10 protein-coding genes and 1 pseudogene are annotated in these 15044 nt (G+C 58.8%); 5 read left to right on the forward strand and 6 right to left on the reverse strand.

Annotation, left to right across the window (positions count from 1 at the left end):
• Positions 1–43 precede the first annotated feature (43 nt).
• The 4 genes from BS629_RS28095 to BS629_RS28110 form a co-directional block, all read right to left on the reverse strand.
• Complete coding sequence (locus BS629_RS28095; protein WP_077988662.1) at positions 44–1102, reverse strand: dsDNA nuclease domain-containing protein; 1059 nt, start codon at positions 1100–1102, stop codon at positions 44–46.
• Positions 1103–1191: 89 nt separating this feature from the next.
• A complete protein-coding gene (locus BS629_RS28100) occupies positions 1192–1563 on the reverse strand; it encodes a hypothetical protein (RefSeq protein WP_077988663.1) in 372 nt (123 codons plus the stop codon).
• The gene (locus BS629_RS38630) at positions 1527–2168 is read right to left on the reverse strand and encodes a hypothetical protein (RefSeq protein ID WP_108565365.1); all 642 of its coding nucleotides are present in this window, start codon (positions 2166–2168) and stop codon (positions 1527–1529) included. Before BS629_RS38630 ends, BS629_RS28100 begins: the two co-directional genes overlap by 37 nt.
• Complete coding sequence (locus BS629_RS28110) at positions 2165–2722, reverse strand: HNH endonuclease (RefSeq protein ID WP_198943676.1); 558 nt, start codon at positions 2720–2722, stop codon at positions 2165–2167. Before BS629_RS28110 ends, BS629_RS38630 begins: the two co-directional genes overlap by 4 nt.
• Positions 2723–3063: 341 nt before the next feature.
• Here BS629_RS28110 and BS629_RS28115 point away from each other — a divergent pair.
• From BS629_RS28115 to BS629_RS28130, 3 genes and pseudogenes are all read left to right on the forward strand, one after another.
• Positions 3064–3534 (forward strand): annotated as a pseudogene (locus tag BS629_RS28115) (DUF1254 domain-containing protein); the annotation flags it as partial.
• 100 nt (positions 3535–3634) lie between these two features.
• The gene (locus BS629_RS28120) at positions 3635–9199 is read left to right on the forward strand and encodes a DUF3320 domain-containing protein (protein ID WP_077988666.1); all 5565 of its coding nucleotides are present in this window, start codon (positions 3635–3637) and stop codon (positions 9197–9199) included.
• A 526-nt stretch (positions 9200–9725) separates the two neighbouring features.
• The gene (locus BS629_RS28130; protein ID WP_077988668.1) at positions 9726–9956 is read left to right on the forward strand and encodes a hypothetical protein; all 231 of its coding nucleotides are present in this window, start codon (positions 9726–9728) and stop codon (positions 9954–9956) included.
• A gap of 656 nt (positions 9957–10612) precedes the next feature.
• Here the strand turns inward: BS629_RS28130 and BS629_RS39005 are convergent.
• Together BS629_RS39005 and BS629_RS28145 are read right to left on the reverse strand one after the other, a co-directional pair.
• Positions 10613–11203: a hypothetical protein gene (locus BS629_RS39005; RefSeq protein WP_077988669.1), complete on the reverse strand. Its 591-nt coding sequence runs from the start codon at positions 11201–11203 to the stop codon at positions 10613–10615.
• Positions 11204–12095: 892 nt separating this feature from the next.
• On the reverse strand, positions 12096–12572 hold the full coding sequence (locus BS629_RS28145; protein WP_077988671.1) for a hypothetical protein: 477 nt from the start codon (positions 12570–12572) through the stop codon (positions 12096–12098).
• Between the two features lie 744 nt (positions 12573–13316).
• Here BS629_RS28145 and BS629_RS28150 point away from each other — a divergent pair.
• Together BS629_RS28150 and BS629_RS39010 are read left to right on the forward strand one after the other, a co-directional pair.
• Positions 13317–13730 carry a hypothetical protein gene (locus BS629_RS28150; RefSeq protein WP_077988672.1) on the forward strand — a complete coding sequence of 138 codons (414 nt, stop codon included), beginning with the start codon at positions 13317–13319 and terminating at the stop codon, positions 13728–13730.
• A 513-nt stretch (positions 13731–14243) separates the two neighbouring features.
• Complete coding sequence (locus BS629_RS39010; protein ID WP_158081465.1) at positions 14244–15044, forward strand: hypothetical protein; 801 nt, start codon at positions 14244–14246, stop codon at positions 15042–15044.

A 15044-nucleotide genomic window follows, 5' to 3' on the forward strand; every position in this document is an offset into this window, starting at 1 on the left:
TTTCTCAGATTTCGGACGAGAAGGGCGAAGCGTTCGCGTTCGTTCATTGGCGTTGGTACTCGTAGAGGATCATGGCGGCGATCGCGGCGTCGTCGGCGGTGGGCGACCAAGCCCGCACCACGTCCCGAACTTCCACGACGGCCTCTTGCAGAGCTACGGTGAAATCGTGGCGTCCATTGAAAATCGGTTCAATAGCGGACGCGAGCTTCGGCGCGACGTGTCGTAGCGTTTCCCAGCGGGTTCTGCGCTCGATCTCATAACGGTCCCACGCCTTCATGATCGCCGTGACCCTGACGAATCCCAGCGGCTGGAGAAATGGAGCGACATTCGCCCAGCTAGGCGCCGTGTGCTCGCCATGGACACCGAGGAATGATTCAACGTCGGACCTCTTGAGGACATGTGCGGCGTCGAACTCCGCCAAAGTGCGTACTGCGGGCTGGGGCTTCGCCTTCCGTCTGCATTCGCCGGACAGGGCGTCAAAGAACGTCTTCGCGCCGCGTTCGCTTCCCGTGCGCTTGAAAAGGACGTCGGCCACCTGTCCGACGACGGTGTGATGCGCGTTGTCGAAGTGGAGCGGGCTGTAGTGCAGGTGGTAGTACGGCAGGTGCGTCGCCACCACGAACGCGGCATCTTCGGCGCTCATTGCGACGCCGAGTTCTTTCAAGGAGTCCTTGTCGAGTGTTGTCAGGCAATGCTCGCCGACATCCAAGCTGAGTTTGGGCATGGGCATGTTCGTCACCATCACGGCTCGGTCGATGCACGTCGAGAAGCGCCTAATGTTATCGAACATTTTTCCCGCGACAGAAGCGCCGGGGCCGCCGCCGTCCTTCTCCTTCCTCCGCTCCGTGAACCGGCTTACCGTCCAGTTTCCGCTCTTGCGCGTTTTTACCTGGTAAAAGACGACCTTCTTCGGCGTCGCCTCGTGGTCGAGTTCCAAGATATCGTCGTGGGATTCGAACAAGAAAGCGTAGGATTGATCTGTAAGGTGGAGCGCGAGCATCCGTTGGATTCCCCACGCATACTGGTAGTCAAGGCGCTCGGTCAGGACCGCGCCGCCTTCCTCGCGTTTCGCTTGTTGTTTTATCTTCTCGACTACGCCCATCTCGCCCCGACGCGAATCAATATCCTCTGCGGCAGCCGAGAGTAGCAAAGTGTTCGTGAATAACGACAGTAATCAAAGCAGTTGGAGCACTATCCACGGGCAGGGATGCATGGCTCTGGCGCGAGCGATTCCTTTTGCTCGCTTGATCGAGCCAGCTCAAATAGCGGTACGCATCCTTCGCTGAGCACGAAGGATGTCTCCTCGGCTTCTGACGGCAGCATATAGAGAACGTCCAGCGGCAGTTCTTCACCAGCGAGGTAGATCTCGCTTTTCAGACGCGACAGCGGCTCGCCGGATGGGCCGACGATCAGGATGTCGAAGTCGTTGCCGGCGCGGACGAGCGAAGACCCAAACATGAAGGATTCGAACTCGCACAGCGAGGCGCAGGTATCGAGAAGGTGTCTCGCCACTTCACCGGCCGTCTTCAACGCCCCTTCAGAAGCGGCTTGAGCTCTTCCCATTTCATCACCTTGCAGCCTAGTTCCTGTCCGGCTTCGATAGCCTTCTGGGTAGGCTTTCCATTCGGATTGATGTTCCACACGACATCGACCGCACCGAACCGGTCCCATAAGCTCCGCACGGCTTCGGCCGTAGGCTCGTATTCCATGACCATGCCAATCCGAAGCTTTCGGCCGTCTGCGAGCGTCACGCTATGGATCCGATCAAACTCTCGATCGATGGACGTCACGGATCGGAGCTGCCTGATCAGCCGGTCGGAAAAGAAGAACTCCTTGTGGGCGGCCGTCTTTACGTTGTCGTCCTGAATAGCTGAGGTGAGCGTCCCGCTGTTGCCCCAGCCGATCTTCTGACCTTCGAGATATTTGATGGCGGCCCCTTCCCACACGGTGCCTTTTCTATAGCCGCAGAGGAAGTCCATCTCGGGATATTGCTGGTGGTATCCCTTCGCCAAGGTGACATCGATGAAGTCGGCGTCTGATATCACGGCGACGGATTCCGGCCGGCTCTGAGCCGTAATCTTTATCGCGTCTCCACGGATATTCTCCGCCCCCGTCACGCCGCGAACATCATGGATAGATTTGAGGGCGTATGCGACCTGCCAGCTCATGCGAAAATCCCGTCCATTTCTGCTGGATACCGTAAGCCGCTCCCAGCGACGTCGCAGACGTGCCGCTCGGAAAGACCTCTGACGTGTTCCAAGTATCGAGCGAAAGTATCCTTCTCCGCGTCGGTCGCATGATGCAGGTTTGCCTTCATGATCGCCAGGATGCGGAAATGGTTCGGCAGGATGACGCTTCGCATCCGCTGGGACCAGGTCTTCGCGGTTTCGGACTCCGGGTCGAAGTCGAAAGCCTCGCCGTCCACAGGCGCGAACTCCTTCCATACCGCCTTGTTTTCGCTCATGGCGGCAGTGACCGCGTCACGCACCTGCCCGCGCTCGTCGTAGGCCCGGATTCCCTGCTTATGCGCGAGCGCCCCAAGGTGCTCCGCCTTCCATCCCAGCAACGTGTTGCGAGGGTAGGCGTCCGGATCCTTGTCTATGATCGTGTGGCACGTCGGGCATAGGAGGATGAGATTTTCGAACGTGTCCGGTTCGAACTCTCCTGCTGGACGTTCTTCCCGGCGCGGGCCGTCCTCGCCGTGCGGGATGACATGCGCCATCTCCGCAATATGCTTGTCACCTCCCATTTCCGCGGGGAAGAGGGGAGCGAGGCAGTCAGGACGCTGGCAATGGCCGGCGGCCGCCGAGAAGAGGCGCAGTCTCAACTCTGTCGGGATATGCTTTCGATCTGCCATAGGTGGGCCTTAAGTTCGGACGCAATCCGAAATGGCACCGATGGCTCAAGGATTCAAGCCCGGCATGAACGCCGGGCTTTCTGATCCTCAATCCTTAGAGATTGCCCATGCCGCCGTCGATGACGAGCTCGCTGCCGACGATGAAGGAGGCCTTCGTCCGAAGCTAGGAAAACGATCGTCTTCGCAACTTCCGACGGGTCGCCGAAAAGACGAAGGGCAAGGTGAACCAGATCCTCTACTGGTCGCGGCCGCTCGACTGGCACAACCAGACCCTGACGCCCAATCCCGACGCGATCTATCTGATGGCATTCACCGACACTAAGGACGTGGGGCCCGTCGTGATCAAGGTGCCGCCCGTCGAGGGCGGCTCGATCAACGGCAACATCGTCAACATCTGGCAGATGGCGCTTGAAGATGCAGGCCCGTGCGGCGCCGATCAGGGCAAGGGTGGCAAGTATCTCGTGCTGCCGCCGGGATACAAGGACAAGGTCCCGGACGGGTACATCCCGCTCCAGTCCGACACCTTCGGCGGATACGCGCTTCTGCGATCGAACCTTGCCAGCCACAGTGATGCCGACGTTGCGAAGTCCGTCGCCTATGCAAAACGGCTGAAGGTCTACCCTCTCTCGCAAGCCGCGAACCCTCCCGAGACGGTCTTTACCGATGCCGAGGGTGTCTCTTCAACGGCTTCTGGCTGCGTGGCATCGGCCACATACACGCTCCGCTGGACCTCTACGCCTTTTTGTTGCATCTAAAGGTTAGTAAGGGGGCAGGAACATGGATGACATTGCAGGCATCGCGCCCGATCAAGGCGAAACCTCGATCTTTCAAAGCAATCTGTCTGTCGAGGCGAAGATCGAAAAGGCAAGAACTGAACTTCTTGATCTCTCCGCGCGCAATCGACTGCTGAACGTTCCCCGCTTCTCCAAGAGCGCCAAGACCATCGACGTCGTCGAGGAGAAGTCGTCCGAGATCTTCAGGGTTCTAGTCTCCGAGTCGAAGACAATGACTTTCCTGGCGGGCGCGAAGGGGCGCGACAACAAGGATGGCGACGACGGCGAAGAACTGATCGAACTCGCGCTCCCCGATGACGACGAGCGCGACGCCCAAGGGCGGCTCGTCCGTCATGGCGACACCAAGCTTCAGACGCGGATGACTCCGAACGCGCTGCAGAAGCGTCTGCTCGACCTCTACTTCGACGCCCGGACCCTCGAGGAGGAGCAGGGCGTGAACATCCTGTTCCTTGGACTCGGCACTCTGAAATGGATTGATCCGAACAACAGCGAGAATATCAGATACGCGCCTCTGATCCTCGTTCCCGTCTCGCTCGAAAGAGGCAGCGCCGCCGAGCGCTTTCGCCTTCGTGCGCGTCAGGAAGACTTCGCATCGAATCTTTCTCTGGAGGCGTTCCTCGACCGCATCCATAAGATCTCAATGCCAGCCTTCGAAGCGAACGACGAGTTCTCCTTTGACGACTACGTTGCCAAGGTCGCCGAAGCCGTTTCGATGAAGCCGAACTGGTCGGTCCAACCCGACGACATCGTGCTCGGATTCTTCAGTTTCGCGAAGTTCCTGATGTATCGAGACCTCGATCCGACACTGTGGCCAAAGGATTCGAAGTTCACCGACCGGCCGCTCGTGACAGGACTCGTCTCCAACGGTTTCGAGCGGACGGATGAGATGCTGGCGGAAGACGCCAACATCGATGCCCACATCTCGCCTGCCGAAATGACCCATATCGTCGACGCGGACAGCTCCCAGACCGCGGCGATCCATGAAGTCCGCCGCGGCCGCGATCTTGTTATTCAAGGTCCGCCCGGAACCGGCAAGTCGCAGACGATAGCGAACATCATCGCCTCGGCGGTGGCCGACGGTAAGACGGTTCTCTTCGTCGCCGAGAAGATGGCCGCTCTGGAGGTCGTGAAAAGGCGTCTCGATCAGGCCGGCGTTGGCGACGCCTGTCTCGAGCTTCACAGCAACAAGGCAAACAAGCGGGGACTCCTCGCGGAACTGCAACACACCTGGGAACTGGGCGCTCCGAAAGGGGAGTCCGGGAGCTCGGTAACGCAGCGCCTCACCGACGCTCGTGACCAGTTGAACGCGCACCCCCTCAGGATACATCGGGTCTACCAACCTTACTCGCTCTCGCCGTTCCAAGTGATGGGCCACCTGGCGCGACTTCGCCGACAGGGAATGACGCCATCCGACATCGAGCTGCCCGCCGCCGCGCAATGGAATCCTGAAGCGCGGGACCGGGCAAAGTCGATCCTCGTCGAACTGGCCGAACGCATCAAGGACATGGGCCTCCCAAAGTACCATCACTGGTATGGCGTGGGCCTGACAGGCATCACCCCGCTCGACCTCGAGAGGCTTACGTCGAGACTAACGTCGACCAATGCGGAGCTGGCTGAACTCCGCTCGAGCATGGATTCGGTCGCAGGGCTCCTCGAACGCGCACCTCCACCATCGCTTGACGCCTTCTCGGAGGTGGCGACGATCGCTGATCGCGTGGCGTCCTGCCCCTCGGAGATCGCTTCAACGGCGCTGGCCGACGACGTCTGGTCCTCGGAACTGGAACGCGTGCGCGGTCTGGTCGCCGGCGGGGCCGAATTCTCCAGGCAGGCCACTGAAGTGGCGAAGTTCCTTACGCCGGCCGCTTGGGATTTCGATCCGGAGCCAGTTTCGCTTCAGTTCGGACGACTGCCGGCGACGTTCCCACAGAGCGGATTCGAGACGATCGGCAAGCTCGCCCAGGTGCTTCCCCGATTCCTGTCCGCCGCGAACGCTCTGCGTACGCTGCTTGCGGTCGAAGCGCTGCCGACGCTGGGTTCGATCGACCGCCTGATCGTCATCGGTCAGAGGGTCGCGGAGGCGCCCGACGCCAGCCCCGACGCCTTTGTGGCGGCCATTTGGGAGCGCGGACTGGATCAGGCTTCCGACTTAGCGGAAGCCGTGTCGGAATTCAGACGTGTCCGAAGCGAACTTGAAGGCAAGGTTTCGGATCAGGCTTGGGAGACCGATCTCTCGCAGGTTCGAACGGCGGTCGCCGTGCATGGAAAGCGGTTCTTCAAATTCTTGAGCGGGGACTGGCGAAAGGCGAAGGCGCTACTGAAGACGGTGATGCCCGCGGAATACCCACCGGGCGAGACGGTCCGCCTCCTCGATCTCCTTCAGAAGGGGAAGACGGCGAGGGCGGTTGTCAAGGACGGCGATGGACTCGGCCGCTCTGCCTTCGGCGCCGACTGGCGAGGAGAGAAGTCAGATCCCAAACCTCTCGAAAACCTGGTCCTTTGGATGCGGAGCCTTCGTGGCGTCGGGACGGAGGCAAGGCTCATCGCGGGCAGGCTGTCCGACAAGAGCGCCGTCGGCGCGAGAGGCGAGCAAGTAAGAGGTCTGTACGAGGAAACGAGAGGGCTTATGTCAGCGCTCTGGTCCGACCTCGGCGATGTCGCCTCGAATATGTTTTCGGATGCGGCTGGACCAGATAGCGTGCCCCTTCCTCAGGCTACGCAGTTCGCGCGCGAAGTCGCCGAAGCCGATGCAGCCTTCCTGCCGCTTGTCAAAAACATCCCCGATTCAAACGGGGAGCGCCTCGCAGTCCTGAAGTTGCTGACGTTCGCCCGCGTCCTGAAATCAAAGATCCTGAGCCTCGAGTCTTTGGGCCTGTCGGCATTCGGCGCCCTTTGGAACGGTCCCACATCGGAATGGAACAAGCTTTCCGATATAGTGGAGTGGATCTCCGGCAATGCCGATATCCGCATGCTGGCTTCACGCGTCTCCGATCGAACGGCCGTCGCTGCACGTGCTCGCGAGGCGTCGGCAAGGTCCGAGGTTCTGATTCATGACCTCGAAGCCCTGATCGCATTTCTCAAGGCCGATCCGGAGGTCGTTTTCGGAAGCGCCCAGCTTCCTGCGTCCCAACTTGACGTCGTCGGGCACAAGCTGACGAAGTGGATCGAAACCGAGGAGCAGTTGTCGAAGTGGGCCGCCTTCCGCGGTCGTGCGGAAGACGCAAACGGCGCCGGGGTAGGGCTAGTCGTCGAAAGACTCGAAGATGGTCGCGTCCAGGCGGATGCGGTCGTGCCCTATGTCGAAATGGCGATCTACGAGGCAATCCTTCGAGACCAGCAGGGCAAGGACCCGGAACTCGCCCGGTTCGACGGGGAAGTCCACGGGCGGCTGGTGAACGAGTTCGCGTCTTTGGATCGAAGCCGCATGGCCCTTTCTCGCATCGATGTCGTCCGCGCGCATCATAAGCGCATCCCGCAGATCAGCGGGCTCGGACCAGTTGGAATTCTTAGAGGCGAGATGGCGCGGCGTCGCGGCCACATGCCGATCCGGCAACTCATGCAGCGCGCCTCACCGGCGATCCAGGCCTTGAAGCCCGTCTTCATGATGAGCCCGCTCTCCATCGCGCAGTTCTTGCCGCCGGGGGTGCTCGAATTCGATCTTCTCGTCATGGACGAGGCCAGTCAGATTCAGCCCGTCGACGCATTGGGTGCCGTTGCTCGTGCCAAGCAGGTCGTGGTCGTCGGCGACGAACGGCAGTTGCCGCCGACGCGGTTCTTCTCGAAGATGACGTCAAGTTCCGGGGACGAGGACGACGACGGTCAGGATGGCGCGCAGGTTTCCGATATCGAGAGCATTCTAGGCCTGTTTTCGGCCCGAGGTCTGCCCGAGAAAATGCTGCGCTGGCATTACAGAAGTCGGCACCAGTCGCTGATCGCCGTCTCCAACAGTCAATTCTACGACAGCAAGCTTTTCATCGTCCCGAGTCCTTACACAGCGGAAGCAGGCATGGGTCTTCGGTTCCACCACGTGCCGGGCGGTGTCTTCGAGGAGGGCGCCAACAAGGTTGAGGCAAAGATGGTCGCAGAAGCGATCATCCGGCACGCGCTTCAGTCACCTGAACTTTCGTTGGGCGTTGCTGCGTTCTCGATAAAGCAGCGCAGAGAAATCCAGGATCAGTTGGAACTCCTGCGCAGGCTCAATCCGCAGACGGAGGAATTCTTCCATTCTCATCCGAGCGAGCCGTTCTTCATCAAAAATCTCGAAAACGTCCAGGGCGACGAAAGAGACGTCATCCTGATCTCGGTCGCTTATGCGAAGAACGCTCAAGGATTCATGGGCATGCGCTTCGGGCCTCTCGGAGCGGAAGGCGGCGAACGTCGCCTCAACGTGCTGATTAGCCGCGCGAAGAGACGTTGCGAGGTCTACGCATCGATCACGGACGAGGACATCGATCTCGAGCGAGGCAAGGGGAAGGGCGTCTTCGCGTTCAAACTCTTCCTGCACTACGCCCGCACGGGGCGTCTCTCGATGACGCAGCGTACCGATCGCTCCATGGACAGCGTTTTCGAAGAACAGGTCATGGCAGCCCTTCAGGAGCGAGGATACCAGGTTCATCCGCAGGTCGGCATCGCCGGCTTCTTCATCGATCTTGCCGTGGCAGACGAGCAGGTTCCGGGCAAGTACATTCTCGGCATCGAATGTGACGGCGCCGCCTACCATGACTCGCGGTCGGCGAGAGATCGAGATCGGCTCCGCCAAGCGGTTCTCGAAGATCACGGATGGACCATCTATCGCATCTGGAGCGCCGACTGGTTCCAGCGCCCCAAAGCCGAGCTCGAGCGCCTCGTCACTGCAATCGAACGCGCGAAGGTGGACGCCGTATCTGGTGCCGTGAGGAACCATGCGAAACGGGCAGTCCCCGTCGAAGTCGTAACGATCGAGCGCGCCGACGTCACGGAGATCGGCCTCCAGCAGGTCTCGTTTGAAAGCTCCACGCCCATGTATGAGGAGGCGTCGCTTTCGCCCCAGCGAGAGACAGAACTCCATGAGGCGCCGATCGGTATTCTGTCCGAATTGGTGAAGAATACCGTCGAAGTCGAAGGCCCCGTCCATCTGGACGAAGTGGTCACGCGTGTTCGAAGCGCGTGGGGTCTGCTGCAAGCAGGGAACCGGATCAGAAGTCATGTCGGCCACGCGATCGACGTCGCGGTCGGTGGGGCGCACGTTTATCGCTCGGGCGACTTCCTGTTGTGGCCGGGGGCGGAAATTCGCCTGCGCGACCGCAGCACCGTATCGTCGTCGGGTCTCCGTAGGATCGAAACGATCCCGCCGATGGAGATCGATCAGGGCCTGATCTCGGTAATCGGAACTGGCCTGGGCGCGATGGAGGATGAAGCGGTCAACGCGATCGCCCGTGGTCTAGGCTTCAAGTCGACGAGCAGCCAGTTGCGGGAACTGATTGTTTCCCGGATCGAGGTTTTGAAAGCCTCGGGCGCACTGCTCATCCGCGATGGAATGCTGGTCGCGGGGGATGAGGCGATTCCGGGGTGAGAAGCGTTGGAAGAAGCGACGCGACGGGCCGCCGAGGCATGCTTCGATGGTCGCGACCATTATATGTCGTCCTTGCGGTGTTGCTGGCTGCGAACCTCGCCGGAGCTACGAACACGCCTTGCAGCGGAAGCAAGGGCGGCATCGCGGGTTGCCGTGGCGACACGTTCATCTGCAACGACGGCTCCGTAAGCGCCAGTAGGAAATCCTGCACGGGATATCTTGGTGCCGCCGCCGGTTTTCTGGGCGGCACCTCGCCGCAGATGACGCCGGCAGCAGTGGCCGGAGAGTGCTCCTGCCGGTCGGGTGCATACTGCACAAGTCCACGTGGAGGAAGGTACTGCATGACCGATGAGGGGAGGAAAAGCTATCTTCGGAAATGAGTACCACAAAGCGGCCTCGTGAGCGCAGGAGCTGTCATCGGTCCGTCTTCGGTGGATTGATATTTACCCTGTTGCTTCGACCATTGCCTGGCTACTTGCGGGAAGTTGGAGACCGTGCATGTATTGCCGTCTCTGGGGTTGGTTTCATGAATTCTGTCCGATTTTTGATTTATGGTGCGGCCTTGCTGGGTTTTGTAGGCCTTCGTTCTGCCGAGGCGCAGCTCGCGTATGCGATGCACAGCACCGACACGGGAAGCCGGTTCGTCGTCGTCAGCGGATCATTCGACCATGCGGACGACCTATCGAAATTCGAGGATCTTGTCGCGCGCGAGCATCCAACGGCGGTTGGCTTCAATAGTCCTGGTGGAAACGTGTGAAGGCGCTCGAGTTGGGCCGCCTAATCAGGTCGGCCGGTCTTTCAACGCTGCAAGTTAGACAGTCGGAATGTGCATCGGCGTGTTCGCTTGCATTCATGGGGGGCGTAAACCGCTTCGCCGAGCCCGGTTCGATCGGCGTCCACAAATCCTCGTTCAGTGATAGTGAAGGTGTCCCTGTCGCCGACGCCGTATCAGAGATTCAGCAACTCACGGCCGAGATCATCGGATACATGACGGAGATGGGCGTCGATCCCGGTCTGCTGCAGCTCGCATTCAGTTACAACAGCGACGACATTCGATATCTCTCCGGCAGCGAGATGTCCCGGTACAAGTTAACGACGTCGGCCACCCCGGACGCTCCTGCGGCCCGCGTCGAGATTCCGAATAGTGAGCCTCCGCCAACTCCTCGGGAGCAGGGTAGAGTGGTCGCCTCCCTGGAGGTGCCGGTCGCGCGTTCGGGCACGGTCAGGTATCCGAAAGGCGAGGCGGCTCTGAAGAAGGCGGCCGATCCTGATTCGGAGTCCGTCGCCTTGGTGCGAAATGGGACTCCCGTCGCTGTCGATCAAATCCTCGGCGACTGGTACGCGGTAACCGTCGGTCGGCAGACCGGATACATGCATCACACCTGGGTTCGTGTCGATCAGGCCTCGCCGATTTTACAGCGAAATCGTTTTATTCAGGGGGTTGAGGACGTCGAAGAAGTTGATCTCGGCGTAGTCCATGACTTTGATCCGGCCGATCGCATCCTTTCCGAAGGAGGTGTCGCGACCGAAGGCCGCTGGCTTCACGTCGTTCAGCCACGAGGGAAAGGATCCTCGATCAAACTTGTCGCTGTCGTCGAGCGCGCTCAGTCGCTCCATCACCAGAAAGCGGCCAGTCTGGCTGATCGCATAGGATCGGGCGAACATGGTCTGGAGGTGGACGTTTGTCACCGCGTTCAGGTGATCCTCCGCCATTTTCACTAACGCGTTCCAAACCAACCATTCCACCATGTTCGACATAGGAAACGGGTGTTTCATTTCCTTGACCACAAGCTCCGGATGGTCGCGTAGCGCGTAGACGATCCGCGAGGTCCCGGTGCCAATCGGCGGTATCGACCGGTCAATCTTGAGGCTGAGAGTGTCGTCGACCATTCCGGGTGCTATGTCTCGAAGATCAATCGTCACCAACTCGTCCTCCAACGATGCGCACGCGCGCGCCCGTTCCACGATTTTTTTATCGGAGATATCAGACGTCTGACCGAGCATGACGGCTCACTGTGACTCCATAACCATCATCCCAGGCACCAGGATGTCAAGGAAGGCGATCGCGTACGGTGATTGAACGGTGGACCGCGCAGATGCTGCTCTGGCAAAAGAGGACGCGATGCTCCGTTACTAGCTAACAATAATGGTCATCTATTGCGACAGATGTTGCGGCCGGCGGTGAGATCGCAAAGTTGCGTGATTTTCCGTCATCGATTGCAGCAAAGTCGGGGATTACGGCTTTCACGATAGTCATGAGAACGACCAGAGGCTGCCATGCGCCTCTCGACGCCGCGATCTGATGTCCGGGTGCAGGCTCGATCCGGGCCGCTCCGAGGTTCGTGATGGCAAGGCTTTCGCGACCCGTTCCGCGGCGATCTGACGGATTTCCTGAATGAGGAAGGGCCCCCGCCGGAAAGCCATCATCCAAAGCACATCGCCTTCTTGAAGCCCGTTCAGCACTTCGAGTAGCTGGCATGCTGCCTCCAAGATCGATGGCATCGTAGCCCCCGAGCCTACGAGCTTGAGAGCCAAGAGCGCGGATAGTGCCGACGAGTGACCACAAAGATCCGCCTGGCATTGCGGAGGCTTCCCGAGAACGAGTTGATATCGCTGTCTAACGGTGGTGCGGAAGCTGGTCAGCAGGGCGCTACAGATCAGGTAGGCCAGGAAACCACTTTCCTGCGCGCACGAGCCGAGCCGCCATATGGGCGGCCGAGCGTTCACAGTCTGCCCGCCCGCCGTCGGTTCACGAACGTTCGTGGAAGGTCTGTGAACTTTCGATTAAGGTGTGTGGCCGGCGAATGCAAGAGCGCCGCATGAAGCGTTCCTTTCGAACCTGACACGCCGTTATTGAAAGTACCGCGAAGTCAGTGCGAGCGGGACGTAGACAAGTTTAGTTATCGGTTCCGCCCGGCGAACTGTTTGAAAACCAGTAGCCGTTTGGCAGGTGTTGGAATTCGTCGCTCTCCCACATGATCTTGCTTATACGCTTCGCTGGGTTTTTGAATTTCAACTGCACACCTCGCGCAACGAGCCCGTCGAGGATTTCCGCCCGTGACAAGGGGCGCTTCATTTCGCGAAGCAACTGAGTGACCTGAAGCCTGATCGTGTGAGCCTGGCTACCGGTATGAACACGACGGCTCATGGAAGAATGCGGTACGACCTCACTTTCAGCAATCAGTGACGCTGACGTTCCGGTCGAAAGCATCGCGCGATATCGCTTTATTCTGGCGAGGCTGACTTCCGCTCTCCGCTCTTCGATTTCCAACGCTTCTCTTAGGCGCTGTATCACGGGATCACACAGGGGGTCGTCGTCGAGATCGACGCCCGTTGAAAGATCAACGCCATACGGATTATCATTGTTCTCCACAATGGACTCTAAATTTACTCTTTCCGTTCCCCGAGAATCGCGTATGTTTCTGCTCAAGGTAGTCTTGTCCTTCAGGTTGCAGTCCGAGTTGGCAACGTGCGGTACTCCGAATAGCCTATGAAGTTTATCACTCGTTTGACTCACGCACCAGTGTGTGAGGTCCCTTAAGTGCGCCTGTGCAGTGTTTTGTGCAGACTGCAAGGGAAAGGCTTACATTTCAACGTCGGAGGAGCGATGCGATCGATAGTAAGGGTCAGGGGGAGCTGCACGAGCCCACCAAACCATGCCGCCCGATGTTAAGTTATTGTTTGGGAATGATTATCGTCCGGTGATTGAGACCCTCGGCGTTTGCGGGTTGAAGAGAAAATCGCGCGGGCAATTGATTTTACCGGCGTTCGTTAGCGCATGACCTGCTCAGGAGCAACAGAGAGCGTTTATGACCTACCCAACGTGCAGGGGATCGAATCCTTGGCAGAAAGAAGCGACAAACCCTTCTTGCCAAGCGTGCCCGACGCTCCCGCGCAAGGTTTCCAAAAGACGGAAGGATTCAGGGATGTTTTGGAAGCTATCAGGAGCTATGTGCTGCTATCGAATCCTTGAGAGCTCCAGTTTGACCCTAGAAGCGAGCGACGTAACATGATTAGCGGGCGCCGGCCCTGAATCCTTCCGTCGTCTCATGCGAGCGATAGGTCGGAAGGGTCGTCGTTTCTCACGAGGCAACTTTCAGAACCAGGGAGCATGCACATGCGGAAACGTATCAATAGCAACCAGCAAAGCCTGAATTCAGCCGGCGAGCGTTCATCCGAGCCTCGTTCGGATGCCACCTTGCTGGGCGGCAGGTTTAGATTAGCAACGAGGATCTTGCGAACCGATGGTATCGTCTCTCATGGCGTCCGGTACCACGATCCGGAGGTGACCCAAGTCTTGTTGAGACAGTCGCGGGGCGACGTCCGCAAGAGAAACGGCCTTTCGCTCACCGTACAAATTGCAGTTCCCGTAGATGAAGACGGTAAAATCGAGAACGCATCTGAGATCTTTGTATGGGATTCGGACGGCGGCGCCTACGTCCGAATGACCGCATTCGGCGGAAGCCGGACTATGGTGGACACTCTGCCGGCTCAGGAGTTCGAGTGCCGGCCCGATGTAAGGGGTGTGTGATGTCTGCGGCTTTCACTTCGTCGGCCTTCACGCGAAATACGGCAGAGATCGATTGCAACCCGCTCTGGACGATAGGATCTCATCGACTGGATGTTTGGGTGAAAGGGATCCAACCGATCTCCTATGTCTTGGTTGATGAGATCACTCGCACGGTGATTTCGAGTGTAACCGTAAAGGGTAGATCGACCGAGACGGTCATCGCTCTTATGGAGTCTGCGCTCACCATAACTGCGGCGCCTCGCTCAATTAGGACGTCCGACTTGAATCTCATCCGAGATGAAGGTTTCCAGGAGTGGGTTTTAATGAGGGGAATACAGGTTTTGTACATATCCCCGTTCGAACCGTTGACCTTGTTGTCGAGCGGGGAGGGGTCCGATCGAGAACGGGGAAAGCGTGGCCCTAGTTGAGTTTGTGATGTGCTCGCCACCCCGAAAAACTTCGGTTCGGTACATCTGAGCCGGCCCAGATCAACAGGCAAGCAACCGCTACGCCACGACTTTAAAGATGTCGAACATGAAATCTACATCCTTGACGAGTTCGAATGCGAATGATGACTACGTGATCGAGTACTTCGTTTTTGCCAGATCGAAAGATGGGTCACCAGTACGTTGGATTGCAAACGGGCATCGAACTTCGGTGGTCGGCCTCACACCCTTGAACAAATGTCGTCATCTTGGCCTGCCCTGGGAGTCCAGAAACGTCGAGCTAATAATCCTTAAAATGCTCGCGGCATGCCCCAGGGTTGCCGAAGTCGTCTCGCAGCCGCTCAGTCTTTTTTTTGGTATCCGAGGCATCAAACGGCAATTTCGCTACACGCCAGACGTTTCGGTTTGGGTCCATCCTTCATTTCGTGACGAGTTGGCGGCCGGGAAGCCCCTACACGAGATCGTGGCCAAGCCGTTTCGCAAATCACTTGATCGCAGCAGGGTTGTAGAACTAACCCTTGAACTGAAGTCGGATATCGACGACGTCGACGCAGTGAAATGGGAGATGGTCACTGCGATCTACCGCCACGTTCGCCAGGATTTGTTTGTACTGAAGCGCGGCATGCACATCGACAGGAGTTTCAGCCGCCTGATCATGGAACTGGAACTTGGGGCTCACGATCGTGTGGGCGCCGTCGAGAAGGCGCGGTGTTCTCTAGCGTTCGGGCACGATGAATGCCTGCCGTTTGGCATATTGAGCGAGCGATTAGGTGGTCAGCCCTCGGGCGAACGCTTGGTGAAAGCGCTGCACTTCAAGGAATTCGTGTCAATCGATCTGAGGGCCGGCCTGCACGCACTAACGCCCGTTTGGATCAGGGAGGAGGCATAG

The organism is Rhizobium leguminosarum bv. viciae USDA 2370, assembly GCF_002008365.1.
Taxonomy (GTDB): Bacteria; Pseudomonadota; Alphaproteobacteria; order Rhizobiales; family Rhizobiaceae; genus Rhizobium; species Rhizobium leguminosarum.

Bases quoted from the DNA above. Each gene is read 5' to 3' on its own strand.
- BS629_RS28095 (WP_077988662.1), bottom strand. From the start codon at position 1,102: ATGGGCGTAGTCGAGAAGATAAAACAACAAGCGAAACGCGAGGAAGGC.
- BS629_RS28100 (WP_077988663.1), bottom strand. From the start codon at position 1,563: ATGGGAAGAGCTCAAGCCGCTTCTGAAGGGGCGTTGAAGACGGCCGGT.
- BS629_RS38630 (WP_108565365.1), bottom strand. From the start codon at position 2,168: ATGAGCTGGCAGGTCGCATACGCCCTCAAATCTATCCATGATGTTCGC.
- BS629_RS28110 (WP_198943676.1), bottom strand. From the start codon at position 2,722: ATGGCGCATGTCATCCCGCACGGCGAGGACGGCCCGCGCCGGGAAGAA.
- BS629_RS28120 (WP_077988666.1), top strand. From the start codon at position 3,635: ATGGATGACATTGCAGGCATCGCGCCCGATCAAGGCGAAACCTCGATC.
- BS629_RS28130 (WP_077988668.1), top strand. From the start codon at position 9,726: ATGAATTCTGTCCGATTTTTGATTTATGGTGCGGCCTTGCTGGGTTTT.
- BS629_RS39005 (WP_077988669.1), bottom strand. From the start codon at position 11,203: ATGCTCGGTCAGACGTCTGATATCTCCGATAAAAAAATCGTGGAACGG.
- BS629_RS28150 (WP_077988672.1), top strand. From the start codon at position 13,317: ATGCGGAAACGTATCAATAGCAACCAGCAAAGCCTGAATTCAGCCGGC.
- BS629_RS39010 (WP_158081465.1), top strand. From the start codon at position 14,244: ATGAAATCTACATCCTTGACGAGTTCGAATGCGAATGATGACTACGTG.